This is a genomic window from Candidatus Accumulibacter contiguus, from assembly GCF_036625285.1.
Classification (GTDB): Bacteria; Pseudomonadota; Gammaproteobacteria; order Burkholderiales; family Rhodocyclaceae; genus Accumulibacter; species Accumulibacter contiguus.
Map to the genome: position 1 here is coordinate 2,213,538 of NZ_JAZKUC010000001.1, position 17,211 is coordinate 2,230,748.

General features: G+C 61.6%; 14 protein-coding genes and 1 pseudogene. 4 read left to right on the plus strand and 11 right to left on the minus strand.

Annotation, left to right across the window (positions count from 1 at the left end; all coding sequences use genetic code 11):
* Positions 1 to 94: 94 nt before the first annotated feature.
* The 9 genes from flgJ to flgB all read right to left on the minus strand — a co-directional run bounded on the left by flgJ (position 95) and on the right by flgB (position 7,422).
* Entirely contained in the window at positions 95 to 1,042 is a 948-nt protein-coding gene (gene flgJ / locus V5B59_RS10865) for a flagellar assembly peptidoglycan hydrolase FlgJ (protein ID WP_169069830.1), read from the minus strand.
* Positions 1,043 to 1,081: 39 nt separating this feature from the next.
* Positions 1,082 to 2,215, minus strand: a complete 1,134-nt coding sequence (locus V5B59_RS10870) for a flagellar basal body P-ring protein FlgI (protein ID WP_211203337.1) — start codon at positions 2,213 to 2,215, stop codon at positions 1,082 to 1,084.
* 12 nt (positions 2,216 to 2,227) lie between these two features.
* Positions 2,228 to 2,908, minus strand: a complete 681-nt coding sequence (locus tag V5B59_RS10875; RefSeq protein WP_169069829.1) for a flagellar basal body L-ring protein FlgH — start codon at positions 2,906 to 2,908, stop codon at positions 2,228 to 2,230.
* A gap of 10 nt (positions 2,909 to 2,918) precedes the next feature.
* The gene (gene flgG, locus V5B59_RS10880) at positions 2,919 to 3,701 is read right to left on the minus strand and encodes a flagellar basal-body rod protein FlgG (RefSeq protein WP_169069828.1); all 783 of its coding nucleotides are present in this window, start codon (positions 3,699 to 3,701) and stop codon (positions 2,919 to 2,921) included.
* Between the two features lie 11 nt (positions 3,702 to 3,712).
* Positions 3,713 to 4,462: a flagellar basal-body rod protein FlgF gene (gene flgF, locus V5B59_RS10885; RefSeq protein WP_169069827.1), complete on the minus strand. Its 750-nt coding sequence runs from the start codon at positions 4,460 to 4,462 to the stop codon at positions 3,713 to 3,715.
* Positions 4,463 to 4,615: 153 nt separating this feature from the next.
* Entirely contained in the window at positions 4,616 to 5,890 is a 1,275-nt protein-coding gene (gene flgE / locus V5B59_RS10890) for a flagellar hook protein FlgE (protein ID WP_034909514.1), read from the minus strand.
* 16 nt (positions 5,891 to 5,906) lie between these two features.
* Positions 5,907 to 6,590, minus strand: coding sequence for a flagellar hook assembly protein FlgD (locus tag V5B59_RS10895; RefSeq protein ID WP_169069826.1), 684 nt, complete (start codon positions 6,588 to 6,590; stop codon positions 5,907 to 5,909).
* Between the two features lie 20 nt (positions 6,591 to 6,610).
* Positions 6,611 to 7,015: a flagellar basal body rod protein FlgC gene (flgC, locus tag V5B59_RS10900; RefSeq protein ID WP_169069825.1), complete on the minus strand. Its 405-nt coding sequence runs from the start codon at positions 7,013 to 7,015 to the stop codon at positions 6,611 to 6,613.
* 5 nt (positions 7,016 to 7,020) lie between these two features.
* Positions 7,021 to 7,422, minus strand: a complete 402-nt coding sequence (flgB, locus tag V5B59_RS10905) for a flagellar basal body rod protein FlgB (protein ID WP_169069824.1) — start codon at positions 7,420 to 7,422, stop codon at positions 7,021 to 7,023.
* A 22-nt stretch (positions 7,423 to 7,444) separates the two neighbouring features.
* On the opposite strand from flgB, the gene V5B59_RS10910 reads away from it, so the two are divergent.
* A complete protein-coding gene (locus V5B59_RS10910; RefSeq protein WP_169069823.1) occupies positions 7,445 to 7,603 on the plus strand; it encodes a hypothetical protein in 159 nt (52 codons plus the stop codon).
* 138 nt (positions 7,604 to 7,741) lie between these two features.
* Positions 7,742 to 8,962, plus strand: a complete 1,221-nt coding sequence (locus V5B59_RS10915; RefSeq protein WP_169069822.1) for a PLP-dependent transferase — start codon at positions 7,742 to 7,744, stop codon at positions 8,960 to 8,962.
* Positions 8,963 to 11,021: 2,059 nt separating this feature from the next.
* On the opposite strand, the gene V5B59_RS10925 is transcribed toward V5B59_RS10915, so the two are convergent.
* Positions 11,022 to 11,657, minus strand: a complete 636-nt coding sequence (locus V5B59_RS10925; RefSeq protein ID WP_169069821.1) for a YSC84-related protein — start codon at positions 11,655 to 11,657, stop codon at positions 11,022 to 11,024.
* Between the two features lie 170 nt (positions 11,658 to 11,827).
* On the opposite strand from V5B59_RS10925, the gene V5B59_RS10930 reads away from it, so the two are divergent.
* On the plus strand, positions 11,828 to 13,303 hold the full coding sequence (locus tag V5B59_RS10930) for a DUF1254 domain-containing protein (RefSeq protein WP_169069820.1): 1,476 nt from the start codon (positions 11,828 to 11,830) through the stop codon (positions 13,301 to 13,303).
* Between the two features lie 350 nt (positions 13,304 to 13,653).
* The gene (locus tag V5B59_RS10935) at positions 13,654 to 14,085 is read left to right on the plus strand and encodes a hypothetical protein (protein ID WP_308240078.1); all 432 of its coding nucleotides are present in this window, start codon (positions 13,654 to 13,656) and stop codon (positions 14,083 to 14,085) included.
* Between the two features lie 398 nt (positions 14,086 to 14,483).
* Here the strand turns inward: V5B59_RS10935 and V5B59_RS10940 are convergent.
* Positions 14,484 to 16,977, minus strand: a pseudogene (locus tag V5B59_RS10940) (arylsulfatase).
* Between the last annotated feature and the right edge of the window lie 234 nt (positions 16,978 to 17,211).

Genomic DNA, 17,211 nt, shown 5'->3' on the forward strand with positions numbered 1-17,211 from the left:
TCAACAGCTAATCCATGAGGAAATGCCGTCTCGGAATGTCGGAGAACTTACCCAAGACCGCTTACCGGCTCCAGGCAAATTAATCAACACGCTTTTAAGCGCTTAGCGCCTGCCGCAGCATCGGTCCGCTGATGATGCGAGCCAGCTTGTCGGCGTACATCGGGTCAGTGGCATAGCCCGCCTGCTGCAGGGAACGCGCAAACTGCGTGCCATCCTGCTGCCCAATGACCCCGGCAAAGCGGGGATTACTGCTCAGGACTTTTGCATAGTCGCGAAAGGCCTCGGCATACGAACCATAGACGCGGAACCTGGCGCGTACCGATTGTGCCTCTCCCTTGACGAATTCGGTGGTCTGCACTTCGGCTGTCGGTCCCGACCAGCTCCGCCCGGCCTTGATCCCGAACAGATTGAAGCTTGGCGAACCATCGGCGGCCTTGATCTCACGTTTGCCCCAGCCACTCTCGAGTGCCGACTGTGCGACAAGAAAATGCGCGGGCACGCCGGTCAGCGCTGCCGCCTCGACAGCCTGCGGCCAGACGCGATCGACAAAAGCACGCGCACCGGATGACGTGCCGGCCGTGCTCAGCGCGCCGCTGTTTGCCACGGGGAGTGCGGCTGTGCTGCGCTGGGCTCCGGTCATGGACCTGATGGTCGCCGTACTCGCCTTGATCTGCGCAGGCAACGACTGCTGCAGCAGTTCGAGGGGAGAAGTCGCCGCAGCCGCAGTGCCGGCAGTCATCTGTCGCGCCAGCTGCTTTTCGATCAATGCGGCGAAACCCAGCGGCGTTTGCGCAGCGAGATCCTGCGCCATTTGCTGGTCACCGATAGTGGTGAAAAAGCGGCTCTGATCGCTGTCGAGCAGCCCACCGACGGTAGACGCATCACGCATGCTTTTCAACATCAGGTGCAGCAGCATGCCTTCGAACTGTCGCGCGGCCTGCCGCACGCCGGCTTGCGGATCCGCTCGGAGTCTGGCGCGCAGATCGCCGCCCAGGGTCGGATCGATCGCCAGACGATTGACGCCGAGATTGGCGGAATTCATCAGTGAAGGGCTCCCCTTGGTGTTCTGCTCGACATGGGTTCAGATGATTTCGAGGTCGGCGCGCAGCGCGCCCGCAGCTTTCATCGACTGCAGGATGGACAACAGATCCTGCGGGCCGGCGCCCAGCGCATTGATCGCCTTGACCACCTCGGCAAGACTGACGCCCGCTTTCAGCTGGATCAACGCCCCTCCTCCCTGTTTGACCTCGATCTCGCTCTGTGTCGTGGTGACCGTCTGTCCGCCAGCCAGCGCGTTGGGCTGACTGACTTTCTGCTCGCTATTGATGATCACCGACAGATTACCATGCGCCACCGCGCAGGAGTCGATGGTGACCGTCTGGTTCATGACCACCGAACCGGTACGCGGATTGATGATCACCTTGGCGACGGTTTGGGTCGGGCGCACTTCGAGAGACTCGACTCGCCCCAGGAAAGCCACCCGGCTATTCGCTTCCTCGGGAGCGAGCACGCGAATCAGGCGACCATCCACCGCCTGCGCTGTACCCGGACCAATCTCCCGGTTGATGACCTCGACCACCCGCTGGGTGGTCCCGAAGTCGGTCGTCGCCATCTCGTAATGAATGAATGCGCCCTGCCCGAGTGCCGTCGGCACCTCGCGTTCGACGGTGGCACCGCCCACCACTCGCCCGGCAAGCAGGTGGTTGACCACCACCTTGCTCCCGGCCGCTGCGGCTCCCGCGCCGGCCACCAGCAAATTGCCTTGCGCCTGTGCGTAGATCTGCCCATCGGCACCTTTCAGCGGCGTCATCAGCAGCGTCCCGCCACGTAGACTCTTGGCGTTGCCCATCGACGACACGGTGATGTCGATCTGCTGCCCAACCCTCGCAAAGGGAGGCAGGTTGGCAGTCACCATCACCGCGGCGACGTTCTTGAGCTGCAGAGATTGCGTCGTCGGCAAGGTCGTCCCGAGTTGCGCCAGCATGTTGATGATGCTTTGCGTGGTAAATGGAGTCTGCGTCGTCTGGTCACCACTACCATCCAGGCCCACGACCAAGCCGTAGCCAATCAGCTGGTTGTTGCGTACCCCCTGCACCGAAGCCAGGTCCTTGATCCGCTCGGCCGCGGCCGGAGCGCAGAACAACGCCGCCAGGACCGCCAGCATGGCTGTCCGACGCAGCTCCCTGCCGGCTCGAGTATTCATGATCCATGCCATCGCCGGTTCTCCTCAGAAGGGCAGGAAAGTCAGGAAGAAGCGCGCCAGCCAGCCCATGACCTGCGCTTCACTGATCGCGCCGCTTTCCTTGTATTCGATGCGGGCATCGGCAATCTGGGAAGACGCAATGGTATTGGCGGCATTCACGAAGTAGGGATTGACGATTCCCGACAGGCGGATGTATTCCTGCCCATGCCCGATCGCCACCTGCTTCTCACCGGAGACGAGCAGGTTGCCGTTCGCCAGCACCTCGATGACCGTCACCGTGATGGTGCCGGTAAACACGTTGTTGGCGGCGGCCTCCCCCTTGCCGGCAGCCGTGTTGCTGCTACTGCCTTTCAGTTCAATCAGCGACTTGCCGGGCAGATTGACGTTTGGTCCGGACGAGGCGCTGATGCTGCCGGTTTTGGAGAGGCTGTTGTTCGACTTGGTGGCCGCCGAAGTATTCTCGGTGATCGTCACCGTGATCGTATCGCCGACATAACGAGCGCGCCGGTCTTCGAACAGTGTTCGCGATGTTCCGGCCTGGTAAATGCTGCCCGTCGCCGCGAGGCTGGCAGCGAGCGCATCGGGCCGCTGCGCGGGGCGTGCGCTCATCGGTTGATGGACGTTGGTTGGCGGCACCGTCGTACATGCCCCCAGCAGAAATACAGGCAGCATCAGCAGCGGCCTCGCGACGAGCCATTTACTCATGATCATCCTCCTACAACTGGGTCAGACGCGCCAGCATCGCGTCCGAAGTCGACACCACCTTGGAGTTGAGTTCGTAGGCCCGCTGCGTCTGGATCATCATCACCAGTTCCTGCGCCACGTTCACGTTGGACGCCTCGACGAAGTTCTGCAGGACGACTCCGGAACCATTGGTTCCCGGCGTATTGGGAGTTGGAGTACCACTCGATGCGGTCTCCAGGTAGAGATTGTCGCCGACGCTCTGCAAACCACCGTTGTTGATGAAGGTCGCCACCTGAATGGTCCCGATCTGCACGGTTGCTGGCGAATTCGGCTGCGTGATGCTGACCACGCCATCGGTCCCGATGGTGATCGTCACGGCATTCTGTGGAATCGTGATCGCGGGCTGCAAGGGATAGCCATTGGCCGTAACGATCTGCCCCTGATTGTCTTTCTGAAACGAACCATCGCGCGTATAGGCGGTGGTGCCATCGGGCAGCAGAACCTGAAAGAAACCGGCGCCGTCGATCGCCAGATCGAGGCTGTTACCGGTTTGCTGGAGCGAACCCTGCGTGAAGATGCGGCCCGTAGACACCGGTGTCGTCCCGAGGCCAATCTGCAGACCATCGGGAATCTGGGTGGTCTGTGACGACTGGGCTCCCGGCTGACGCAGGGTCTGATAGAGGAGATCCGCGAAAATGCCGCGCGCCTGCTTGAAACCGTTGGTGCTGACGTTTGCCAGGTTGTTGGCAATGATGTCGATTTGCACCTGTTGGGCATTGAGGCCGGTACTGGCGGTCCATAGCGAGCGGATCATCGGTATTCCTGTCAGGCGTTGATCGTGAGAATCTGGGTGGCTGCGCGCGCATTGCTGTCCGCCGTCTGCAACATCTTGATCTGCATTTCGAACTGGCGCGCCAGACTGATCATCCGCACCATCGAGTCCACCGAGTTGACGTTGCTGCCCTCAAGCGCCTCCGGAACGAGCTTGACGTTCTCGTCGGCAACCGTCTCGTCGCCGTTGCGGGTGCGGAAGAGTCCGTCATCGCCGCGCACCAGATCGTTCTCCGGCGGATTGACCAGCTTGATGCGGCCGACCGCGCTGGCGTTGTTGATTGCCCCTGCGCCGAGCCGCGGGATGCTCGATACCGTCCCGTCCGGAGCAATCGTGATGTTGTTGTCCGGCGGCAGCGAGATCGGCCCGCCCTCGCCGAGCACGTTGAAGCCCGAACTGGTCTGCAGCACCCCATTGGCATCGGTCTTGAGATTGCCGGCACGCGTATACGCCTCGCGACCGTCGGCCCCCTGCACGGCGATCCAGCCGGCGCCGTTGACCGCGACGTCGAGTGGCCGCCCGGTAACCGTCAGCGGACCCTGTTCGAAGACATTGGCCAGCGACGCATCGACTGCGAATGCCCGCGTCGGCGCACCCGCGCCAAGCACCTGCGCGGCGCGGAAACGGTGCTCCATGGCACGATAAGCAATCGTGGTGACATTGGCCAGATTCTGCGCAACGCCGGCCTGCTGCAGGAAAGCCTGTTTGGCGCCACTCATTGCGGTGTAGATCAGACGATCCACGGTCTTCGTCGCTTTCTTCCGCTGTTGCGCTTAATGTGAAAGTCGCGTCAGCGACTCATGAATCTCCCCTCCCCACTCGCGGGGGAGGGGCCGTGGGGAGAGGGAAACGGTCATGACTTTCATGATCGAGGGTGCCTGAAAAAGTCATGACCGTTAGCGCAGGTTCACCAGGGTCTGCATGACCTGATCCTGGGTCTTGATCGTTTGTGCATTGGCCTGATAGTTGCGCTGTGCGGAGATCATGTCGACCAGTTCCTTGGTGAGATCGACGTTCGAGTCTTCCACCGTCGCCGACTGGATCACGGCGCGCGTTCCTGTCCCCGGCGCACCGAGCAATGGCGGGCCTGAGGTCGAAGTCTCACTCCATTCATTGTTGCCCAGATTCAGCAGACCGTTGGAGTCGCTGAAATTGGCAAGCACGACCTGCCCGAGGTTGCGCGACTGACTGTTGCTGTAGCGACCCTGCAGGATTCCGTCTCTCGAAACGCCCACGCCCACCAGACTGCCAGCGGCATACCCCCCCTGGATCAGGCGATCGACGGTCGAATCATTCCCGAACTGGGTGGTGTCGGTGTAATCGATGCTTCCCGGCGACCAGGGCGTGGTGGCACCGTCCGTCAGATCCCATTCAGGCATCGGAATGGAGTACAAGGGGTCTCCTGCAGCCGGTGCTGGCACCACGCTCGTCAGCACCCCCGTGGTATCGAATACCAGACTCCGACCCCCTGGAGCAGCATCCGCAGACACCACCCCATCAAGCGTCGCATAGATGTCCCAGGTACCGGGAGTTGCCGTACGAACGTAGTAAGTGCTCAAGTTGTGCATCACCCCGAGGGTGTCGAAAACGTTCAGGGCGGTCGAGAAATTATACGATTGCGTATTGGCCGGATCGAAGGTCGCCACCAGCGGGATCGGGTCGAGGGCGTTGAGATTGAGCACCGCGCTGATGTCTCCCGCCAGCGGATCGCTGGTTGCCCGCGGCGGAATCTGGCTGGCAGACAACTGTATCTCGACCGGGTTGGTCGGGGAAATGTCACCATTCTCAGCGACCGGATAACCGGTCAGACGAAGGTTCTTGTCGTTGATGACGTAACCTTCCTTGTCGAGGTGAAACTGGCCGTTGCGTGTATAGGTGATTGCCCCTTCATGACTCATGCGAAAATAGCCGGGACCATTGAGTGCCAGGTCCAGGGGATTGCTGGTAGTCGTCAGATTACCCTGGGTGAACTGTTGCTGGACCGCCGAAACCGTCACCCCGATACCGATCTGCGAACCGGACCCGATACCCAGCGAAGCCGCGTAGAGATCCGAAAAGTGCGCATCCGCTCTCTTGAAACCGACGGTGGCGACGTTGGCGACGTTGTTGCCGATCACATTCAGCGACGCGGCCGACGCATTCAGACCACTCAAACCCTGTTGGAAACTCATGGTTGACCCCCTGCTCCTAGAAAATCTGCTGTACCTTGTTGAAATCCACTCTGCCCAGCCCAGCGAGTTCAAGCTGGAAAGCACCTTTGTCCCTGACCAAGGCAGAAACCGTACCCAACTGCATCGTTTCTGCGGCCACGCTTTCGCTGCCACGCACGGCAGTGATCGTGAAACTGTAGGTGCCTGGCGGTGCTGCCGTACCGGCATCGGTCTGGCCATCCCAGGTGAAGCTGAAGCTGCCGGCCTCGCGCGCACCCAGGTTCTGACTTTGCACTACCTTGCCAGCGGCATCGAGGATCGACAGCGTCACCTTGTCGGCCGGGCCGGCAAGATTGGCACCGCCGCCGGCTTCACCGTCGCTCAGAGCAAGCCGGGAGCCGGGGACCAGAACGTGCTTGCCAAGCAGCCCCGCCGCCTGCATCGACTGGCCGTCGTTGAAGTTGCTCAGCAAGGTCTGCATCGTCGCGTTCAGATTCTCGATACCGGTCACCGTACTGATCTGCGAAATCTGCGTGGTCACCGCAGCATTGTCGAGCGGGTTGAGCGGATCCTGATTCTTCAGTTGTGTCACCAGCAACTTGAGAAAGCGGTTCTGGACTTCCTCACTGCTCGAACTCGCATCGGCTGTTCCGGCCTTTGACTGGGCATTGATCGCCGCAAAGACGTCGCTGCTTGAGTTGACTGATTGCACGGTGTTCATGCGTTCCTCCTGTTCGATGGCTACTGACCAAGCGTCAGCGTCTTGAGCAGCAGCTGCTTGGCAGTATTCATCACTTCGACGTTGGTCTGGTAGGCGCGCGATGCCGAGATCATGTTGGTCATTTCATCGACCACGTTCACATTGGGCATCGCGACATAGCCTTTTTCGTCGGCCGCAGGATTGCGTGGGTCATAAACCATGCGCCCCGGACTGCTGTCCTCGACCACCTGCGTGACCCGCACCCCTTGTGCCGCAGCGTTGCCCATCGGTGTTGCCGCAAATACCACCTGTTTCGCCCGATATGGCTTGCCGTCCGAACCGAGCACGCTGTCCACGTTCGCCAGGTTGCTGGCAACCGCGTTGAGGCGTATCGCCTGCGCGGTCACTGCACTGCCGGCCACGTGAAAGGTATTGAACATGCTCATGGTGATTAGGGCTGCAAGGCCGCGAGCAGGGTCTTGACCTTGCCGCTGAGAAAGCTCATGCCAGCCTCATAGTGAATGGCGTTTTCGGCAAACTGCGTCCGCTCCACATCCATATCGACAGTATTGCCATCGGCACTCGCCTGGCTGGCCTGGCGATACATCAGGCGCACCGCGTCAGCTTCCGCACTGCCCTGAAAATGGCGCGCAGAAGTAGTTGTCAGGTGCAGCCTGCCTTCCCCTCTGCCAGTAACGGCATTCTTCAGCGCTGCAGCAAAATCGAAGTCCCTGGCCTGATAGTGCGGAGTATCGGCGTTGGCGATATTCCCCGCCAGAACCTGCTGCCGATTGGCACGCAGCGTCAGCGCCTGCTGCTCCACGAAAAGCGTGCTGTCCAACTTGCCGACCAAGGTAGTCTCCTCTGAAGAAGTAATGATCAGCACCAAAGCAATACTCATGCCATATCTGCAGCTGCTGCTGGCAACGGCTTCGCTGTCGCTCTGCACGAACATTACGGCGGCAGTTGCCGGATTTCCGGCAAATATTGCCGCTGACCGCAAATTGCCGCGGCCCAAAGGACAGGAAATCTAACGGCACCAGCGCCTTTTTGAGTGGTAGCGGAGTCAAGTGAGGGTAAGGATCAGGCCAATACCGGCGGTATTCCTTTGCCCTCGGCGACCCGTACGTGCTACGGTTGGTGTTCCCCATCACCAGCCGGAGGGTACCAGCATGGCTTTCAATCCAGCATCGCGCGTTCAGGACTATCTGGTGTTCGGTGAGTTCGGCGACGTCAACCCATCGATCACCGACTCATCCACCTACACCTTCCTGAGCCCCGAGCGAATGGCGGAACTGTTCGAACACGAAATCGAGGGCTGCTTCCTCTACTCGCGCCATTTCAACCCGACCAACAAGTATCTGGCGAGCGCGCTGGAGCGGATGGAAGACGGCGAATCCGCGCAGGTCATGGCGTCGGGGATGGGCGCGATCAGCACCACGCTGATGACGCTGTGCGGCGCCGGCGACGAGATCGTCTGTGGTCGCAGTATCTACGGAGGCACCTATGCCTTGCTCAAGAATCTGTTGCCGCGCTTCGGCGTGAACACCCGCTTCGTTGACCTCTGCAACCACGACGCCGTGCGCGCCGCGATGACCCCGCGTACGCGCGTCCTGTACTGTGAATCGCTGAGCAATCCGCTGCTGGAAGTCAGCGACCTGCCGGCGCTGGCGGCCATCGCGCACGCCGGCGGCGCGCGGCTGGTGGTCGACAACACCTTCACGCCGATGATTCTGTCGCCACTCCGTCACGGGGCCGACATCGTCGTGCATAGCCTGACCAAGTTCGTCAACGGCACCAGTGACTGCGTCGCCGGTTGCGTCGTTTCGTCGCACGAATTCATCGCCCGACTGAACGATATCAATGCCGGCCCAAGCATGCTCCTCGGTCCCGTGCTCGACAGCACACGCGCCGCCAGCATCCTGAAAAATCTCCACAGCCTGCACGTGCGCCTGCGCCAGCACGGTGCCAACGCCCTCTATCTGGCGAGCCGCCTCGAAGCGCTGGGCTACCCGGTGCACTACCCGGGGCTGGCCAGTCATCCGCACCACGCACTCCTGGCGCGGCTGATGAACCACGGCTACGGCTGGGGCGGAATGATGACGCTCGACGCCGGCAACCATGCTGCCGCCAATCGCCTGATGACGCTGCTGCAGCGCGACAAGGTCGGCTACCTGGCGGTGAGCCTCGGGTACTTCAAGACGCTGTTCACGACACCCGGCCACAGCACGTCTTCCGAGATCCCCCTCGATGAACGCGCGGCGGCGGGCCTGAGCGACGGACTGATCCGCTTTTCGATCGGCCTCGACGAAGACATCGCTCAGACGATGAACCGCATCGAAGACTGTCTCGCCGAGGCCAACGTGATGCCCGCGGCCGGCGCTGGTCTCTGATCCGTTCGCTGAGTCGGCGCCGGTGACTCCGAAGGTCGCGAGGCTGAGGGTGGTACCCTGCATGCTGCCTTGCGCGCGCTGCCTTGAATCCTGCCGATCGGGCGGTAAACCTGTAGAATACAGTCCCGGGCCTGTAGCTCAGTTGGTCAGAGCAGAGGACTTAGCGAGGTCATTCCGAACATCGTCGGATGTCGGGCTGGCCTCAAGGGTTGCCCGTGATCAGTTTCGATCTGGTGGCGGGTAGAACTGGTCAAATTCGGTGAACGCTAACTCCATCAGGACATGCCAATACCGAGCCAAGCCCCGGCAGGAAGGGGAAAGGTGTAGAGACTAGACGGCCAGCCTGTAACGGGAAGGTATAGTCCAGACCACAAACTCGGATGAGGCGACGAAAGCCGTAGTGGTAAGCATAATCCTTTGGTCCAGGGTTCAAGTCCCTGCGGGCCCACCAAACAAGAAGACCAACCCCTCATCGGGTTGGTCTTTTTTTGCGTACTCCCGCGTGTTTGCGCGGGTTCGTGCGGGTTCCTGTGGACTTCGGCGCTTCGCGCGGGCGCCCGGATTTGGCCGTTTTCACTCTCTCTTGGCCATTTTTCTCTCCGGCCTCGCTGCCCGCTGGAGACCGAAGTCCACGAGTTCACGAAATTGCACCATTATGAATCAACAGCTTATACGTGGTCCAATCAAGCGGTTGATTCGTGGCATTGGTAGGCGGAGGGGACAGCGGCGCCGTTCCGACGAGCGCGAAATGCCGTCAGGCTATTAGCTGGCGGGCCGTTTTCGGCTAGGTCCGGCCGTTGCCCCGGGTGGAAAGAACCCGGGGCAACGGCCGTTTGCTACTCCAATTGCTGACCAAGAAGTTCAAACCCCAGCGGACAGCAGTCTTGCCGAAGCAGCTATCCGCGTTCAGGGAAGGCGCGCCCAAAGGCAAGGCGGTTTCGGCGCGCGGCATCACTGCGCCGTCAGGGCGATTTCAGCGGCAGACTCGCCTTCCGTCAATAATACGGCACGGGCCAGCGATTACCTCTTTCTCGGGCACTACAACAACTTCTTTCTTCGGTGCAACGACGACTTCTTTCTGTGGTGCGACCACGACTTCCTTCGCCGGCTCCGCGACGGGCCTACGCACTTCCACTGCGCCCTCGCGACCGACGCATCCGGCATGCCGGACCCCTTCGGCGCATTCCACAGCAACGGCAGTGCTGGCAGCTGCAGTCATGAGCACGGCAGCCGTCAGGGATACCACAAGACTCTTCATTTTCGTTCTCCAATCGATCAAGTGGCTGGAAACTAATCGTACATCGTTTTCATCAACTTTGCTTACCGGAGGGTGTGCGTGGACGTGTTCAGAGCGGAGAGCGAAGGCTGGCGGGAAGCCACCTCTCAAAATCGTATTCGTCTGCGAAACGGTCGATTCCATGCTGCCAGACTCAGGCCATGATCAACGAATCCGTGACGAGATCCAATGCCATGCGTGCCATCAGTGACCAACCCACGACTTCGCGGTTGAAGAGATAGAGTACGAACAGCCAGCGCTCATCCTTCCACCAAACAAGACGACGCCCCCCTCGTTGGGTTGGTCTTTTCTCCTTGCGTACGCCCGCGTTTTCACTAAGGTTCGCGCGGTTCCTTTACACTTCGGCCCTCCACTCGGGCGCCCGGAGTTGGCCTTATTCAATCGCGCCGGGCCACTCTTCCCTCCTGAGGGGCTCACCTTGCGGGAAATTGCACGGTGTGTGGTGCGCGGCGTGCATACAGACATGGAGGGCTCGAATTCGGTCAAGCGCAGGACGTGTGGCCCGCTGAGGACTCCGAGCAGCACTTCGATCACGACGACGGGCACTCGCGATCCCTCGCGCGTCTGCGCCAGCAGTGGAGCGACCACCGCTGCGACGGAGATGACGAAGATCGGGTGTTGGCCAAGCATCGGAGCAGGGCTCCGCGATTCATGGGAAAGAGCCGCGGCGCGCCAGCGGCCTCGCCCGCGCTCAACGACTCACGACAAGGGCTGCGGCCGCTGCCGTGCTCGGCATTTCGACGTCAGCGCGCTCTTCGGCTGTTACTGATTAAGCTTGGTGATCTTGGTGCCCTCCAGACCCACGCCCGCCATCAGCCCTTGCTGGCCGAAGACGAAGGCATACGCGTCGCTGGTCAGCGTCTCCGATGTGAGCGACTTGGCCTTGCCCTGATCCAGGACGACGACACTCGGGCCGACGCCGACCTGCAAACCGCCCGCGGCATCCAAAGCCTGCAACGCCCGCTCGTTCATGAAGAACAACGCGTAGCCGAAGGTCTGCGCGCCCGCCTGCAGTCCGTACGATACGCCGGCGGTGTTGTAGTGCCCGGCGAAGCGTTCGCCCCGGAACATGATGCCGTTGCCATATTCACCGCCGATCAGGAACCCCGCCTTCGTTACCTCCGGAAACACCAAGACGGCGACCGCGCGCTTTGCGAGCGTGGCAGCGAGGGGATCTTGCGCCTCGAGGCTGCTCAGGGCCGCGCGCGCGTTGGCTTGCAGTTCGGGATGGCCCTGCGCCGCGGCCGGCGCGGAGGCAACAGCGATCCCCAGCGCTCCGGCGAATGCGCAAGTCCACGCCCGAACGACCGCCAGCGAAGTTCGTCCACGGGCTCTTGCCAGAAAGCTCGCCACGATCGCAGGGACAGACAAAAATCGATAACTCGGAATCGCTTGCATTGGGCCTCCCCGTTGTCTGGTTTTCACAATTTGCGCGTCGATATGTATAGCTTAGAATATGATCCAACCCTCGCGCAATGGGCGACCTACTTCATCGACTCTTAATGGAGAACACAAGAAATGGCCATATTCCCCGAATTTTCGGCATCGCATCGGCGGTGGCAATCGCAATGTTGAAACGCACACTGCTCAGTGGCGCCATGGGCGTCGCCATGGCCGCCGCGCTGCTGGTCGGCTGCAACAAGCCCGCCGACCCCGTCACGCAAGCGGCGAAGAAGGACGTCGCAGCCGGGGTGGCCGCGCCGAGCCTCGCCGAGGTCAAGGCGATCGCCGAGGAAGGCTTCGTCTACGGCCTGCCGATCGTCATGAACTACGCGGTCATGTATGAATACGTGATCGACAAGAACTCGGGCCAGTGGAAAGCACCGTTCAACCAGATCCACAACGAGGCCCGCGTCTTCACCTACCAGGACACGGCAATCGTGACGCCCAACAGCGACACGCCCTACTCGTTGCTGTGGATGGACCTGCGCGCGGAGCCGCTGGTACTCTCGGTGCCGGCGGTGGACAAGAACCGCTACTACTCGGTGATGCTGAACGACGGCAACACCTTCAACTACGGCTACATCGGCAGCCGCGCCACCGGCAATGACGCCGGCGACTACCTGGTCGTCGGGCCGAACTGGAAGGGCGAAACACCGGCGGGCATCAAGAAGGTGTTCCGCTCGACCACTGATTTCTCGCTCGCCGCGTACCGCACGCAACTCATCGACGCCAAGGACATGCCCAACGTCGAGAAGGTGCAGGCGGGCTACAAGGTTCAGCCGCTGTCGGCGTATCTCAAGCAACCGGCTCCTCCAGCGGCGCCGGCGATCGATTTCCCGAAGATCGACAAGGAGATGGTGAAGACCAACTTCTTCGATTACCTGGACTTTGCGCTTCAATTCGCGCCGGCCGGGCCCGAGGAAGAAGCGATCCGCGCCAAGCTCGCCAGCATCGGCATCGGCCCCGGCAAGAAGTTCAACTTCAAAGACCTTTCGCTTGAGCACAAGGCCGCCATCCTGCTGGCGATGAAGGAAGGCGACAGCAAGGTCGAGAAGTACCTGGAGGCCGGGCAGAAGGACATCAACGGATGGAAGGTCGGCTCGCTGTTTGGCGACCGCGCGTTCTACAACGGCGACTGGCTGAAGCGCGCCGCGGCCGCCAAGGGCGGCATCTATGGCAACGATGCCGTCGAAGCCATGTATCCCCTCACCAAGACGCTGGCGAACGGCGAAGTGCTCGACGGCAGCAAGCACAAGTACACGCTGACCTTCGCCAAGGACCAGTTCCCGCCGGTCAACGCCTTCTGGTCGGTGACGATGTACGACGGCAAGACCCAGTTCCTGATCAAGAACCCGATCGACCGCTACCTGATCAACTCGCCGATGCTGCCGGCGATGAAGAAGAACGCGGACGGCTCGCTCACGCTCTATGTCCAGAAGGACTCGCCCGGCAAGGACAAGGAGTCGAACTGGCTGCCCGCGCCGGACGGCCCCATCTACCTGGTGATGCGCCTGTATTGGCCGAAGACCGAGCCGCCGTCGATCCTGCCGCCTGGTGCGGGCACGTGGAACCCGCCCGAAGTGAAGCGGGTGGGAACATAGGAGTGCCAGCGGCCCACCCTCGTTCCGGAAGCTCATGCTGGCGGAACGAGGGTGGCGCGGGCCAACGCGAGCCTCAGAGTTGGTACGAGAGGTGGGTTCGCGGTATTCGCCTCGGGCCGCCCGTCCTGGCAAGCCGGCGCAGGTGCACCTCATGTTCACTGAGCAGCAAGCGCAAGTTTCGTGGCCGAACAGATTTCGCGCTTGTCGCGTAACGTCCGCATCCTCGTAGATTAAGCCTTGTAACGGGTCGGCTCGACCTGCCAACATGCCGCGCGTATCGGCCGAAAACCGGCCATCACTGTGTAAGTGAATACAGCAAGCACCGCCGGCAAAACCTAGGAGTAACTGCGGTGAACAAAACTGTCGAAAAGCTGAAGGAAGAACTTCTGGCCGTATTGCCACCAACCATCTTCTTCTTGATCGCTCTGCACATCGTCGGTTTGGTCAGAGTCCTTATGGCAAAGGGCACGGGGCTGCCGGTCACTTCGTCGGCCCAAATCGCGCTCGCCGCGCTGATCATTGGCAAGGCGGTCTTGCTCGCCGACCATTGGCCGCCAATCAATCGATTTCCAGAGAAGCCGTTGATCTACAACATCGCCTGGAAGACGGTCATTTACTATGTTGTCGCAAGCTTCATCCATTATCTGGAGCGGGTTTATGACTTCACCAAGGAGGCTGGAGGAATCCTCGCCGGCAACGAGAAGCTGCTGTCCGAAATCGTGTGGCCGCATTTCTGGGCGCTCCAGATCATCCTGCTTGTCGTCATTCTCAACTCTGCGTGATCCGGGAACTGGGCCGAGTGCTGGGCGAAAGACGCATGATTCGAATGTTCTTTCAGCAACCCGCCGCAGCGAGTATAGAAGAGCGTGACGACTTGCGTGCACCGATCTCCGCGACTCCCAAGAGGTGAGTGATCCGGTGGGAAAAGGCAGAGAACTCGTTGCCGCCCATGGCGGCGGCATGCCAACGACCGGCTTCTTTGCGTGCGAAAGGCTGCAACGAGTCGTTATGCAAAGCTTTGCCTAAGGACCCACTGCCGCCGGTGGCGCCATCAGCGGCTCACAGTCTGGAACAGCATCGAGCGGTCGCCCGGTGCGGTTACTCAAGAACAGCAGCGCGCCATGGCCCGGAGGACAAAACCATCCTACTATCCTATTCTGTGACGGGCGTCTAGACGAGCCTATTTCGCAGGCGTATCGTGCGCCACGGCAAGCGCCTGCCGCATTTCCTCCCGATGAGCGGCTGTTAGTTGCTCCGGCTTGACCGTGTACGTCACCTTGTCGACCGTCCCCGTGAAGCGGAACGGCAGCGTGTAGCTCTCGTCCACCGGCGAGCGCGTATCCAGCCGATGTCGAGCGACTCGTCGATCGACATCAGGAACGGGATGGTGTGCTCCATTTTCTGCTGCGACAGCACGCGGCCGTCGACCGTCAGCGTGCCGGTGCCGCCCTTGCCGAGGCCGGGGCCGTCGTACTTGAAGTCGAACACGATGGTGTGCTTGCCGGGCAAGAGCGAACGGCCGAGCCAGTCCTCGCCGCCGACGCCACCCTCGAAGCGCGTGCGCTTGAGATTCAGCAGGTTGTAGACGAACACCGGCTTGCCCTTCTGCAGGTACAGGCCGTAGCCGCCGAAGCGCCCGCCCATGGTCGCGATCATCCCCTCGGCGCCTTCCTTGGGCACCGTGATCTCGGCGGTGATCGTGTAGTCGCGGTTGAGCAGCGCCGGCGCATTGGCCACCGGGATGCCGGCGTTGACGCCGCGGTAGGTGAAGGTCGTGCGACCGGCCGCGCCGCTCGGGCGCGGCGTCAGCAGGCGCGGCAGCACCGAGTTGTCGAGCGGGAAGACCTGGTTCTTGTTCGCCTCGGCGATGAACGCCGCCTGCAACTCCTTCAGCTTGTCGGGGCGCTGGGCCGCGAGGTCGTTGGCCTGCGAGAAGTCCTCGGCGATGTTGTAGAGCTCCCACTTGTAGTCCTGCACCGGCGGCAGCGCCTTCGTGCCGACGAGCCAGGGCGGCTCGGGCGGCGTCGTCGCCGCGTACCAGCCGTCCTTGTAGATGCCGCGGTTGGCGAAGATCTCGAAGTACTGCGTCTGGCGCTTCGACGGCGCATTCGCGTTGGCCTTCTTGAAGGTGTAGGCCATGCTCACGCCCTCGATCGGCTTCTGCTTGATGCCGTCGACCATGTCGGGCGCGCGGATGCCGGCGGCTTCGAGGATGGTCGGCACGACGTCGATCACATGGTGGAACTGGGTGCGGATGCCGCCGACGTCGTCGATATGGCCGGGCCAGGAGATGGCCATGCCCTGGCGCGTGCCGCCGAAGTGCGAGGCGACCTGCTTGACCCACTTGAACGGCGTGTCGAAAGCCCAGGCCCAGGGCACCGCCATGTGCGGGTAGGTCGCATCCGACCCCCAGGATTCGTAGTAGCGCAGGTACTCGAGCTCGGGCAGTTCGAGCACGCCGTTGTAGACCGTCATGGTGTTCGGCGTGCCCATCATCGAGCCTTCGGAGCTCGTGCCGTTGTCGCCGTTGATGTAGATGATGAGCGTGTTGTCGAGCTTGCCCATGTCCTGCACGGCCTGGATCACGCGCCCGATCTCGTGGTCGTTGTAGGCGGTGTAGGCGGCGAAGACGTCGGCTTGGCGCGTGACGATCTTCTTCTGCACCGCGGACAGCGACTCCCACTTCGGCAGGCTGTCCGGCCAGGGCGTGAGCTGAGTGTTGGCGGGATCACGCCCAGGCGCTTCTGGTTGGCGAAGATCTGCTCGCGCAGCTTCTCCCAGCCCTGGTCGAAGAGCTTCATCGCGCTGATCTTGTCGATCCACTCCTTGGTCGGGTGGTGCGGCGAATGCGTCGCGCCGGGCACGTAGTAGACGAGGAAGGGCTTGTCCGGCGTCGCGGCGTCGAGTTCCTTCATGTAGCGGATCGCGTCGTCCGCCATGTCGGTGATCAGGTTGTAGTCCTTCTGGCCGACCCACGGGAATACCGGCGTCGTGTTGCGGAACAGGTAGGGCGTCCACTGGTCGGACTCGCCGCCCATGAAGCCGTAGAAGTACTGGAAGCCCATGCCCGTCGGCCACTGGTCGAACGGCCCGCCAGCGCTGTACAGGAACGCTGGCGTGTTGTGGTTCTTGCCGAACCAGGAAGTGGCGTAGCCGTTGTCGGAGAGGATGCGCCCGATGGTCGCATTCTCGGTCCCGATGACCGAGTCGTAGCCCGGAAAGCCGGTGGCGAACTCGCTGACCTGGCCGAAGCCGACCGCGTGGTGGTTGCGGCCGGTGATCAGCGCCGCGCGCGTCGGCGAGCACAGCGCGGTCGAATGGAACTGGGTGTAGCGCAGGCCGTTCTTGGCGATGCGGTCCAGCGTCGGCGTCGGGATCACGCCGCCGAAGGTGCTGGGCACGCCGAAGCCCGAGTCGTCGGTCATGATCAGCAGCACGTTGGGTGCGCCCTTTGGCGGCACCACGGTCGGCGGCCACCAGGGCTTGGAGGTCTTCGCGTCCTGCGTGATCACGCCGCCGAACTTTGGTGGCGGCGGCGGCAACTGGTTGCCGGGAATGGTGGTGCTGGCGCTGGGCGAACCCAAAACACCCGTGACTTGCTGCGCCGATGCAAACCCCACGAAGCCGAGCGTAGTTATTCCGAACAGCGCTAGCCCAAGACATTGCCTTTTCATGAGTCGCTCCAGTTGTCTGAATGGAATTGCCACCACTTTACTAGACACTATGCCGCCGGTTGAAATTCTGCATCCCCAACTCTACCCGAGAAACGCTACCGGCATACCGGCGGCAGCGTTGCGGATTGTAGAACATCTCAATGAAGTTCAAAACATCGCGGCGTGAAGCGCCCCGGATTTCCTAGACACACAACATCGCTCCTCTCAGCAACCTGCCGTTGGAGCATCGAAACG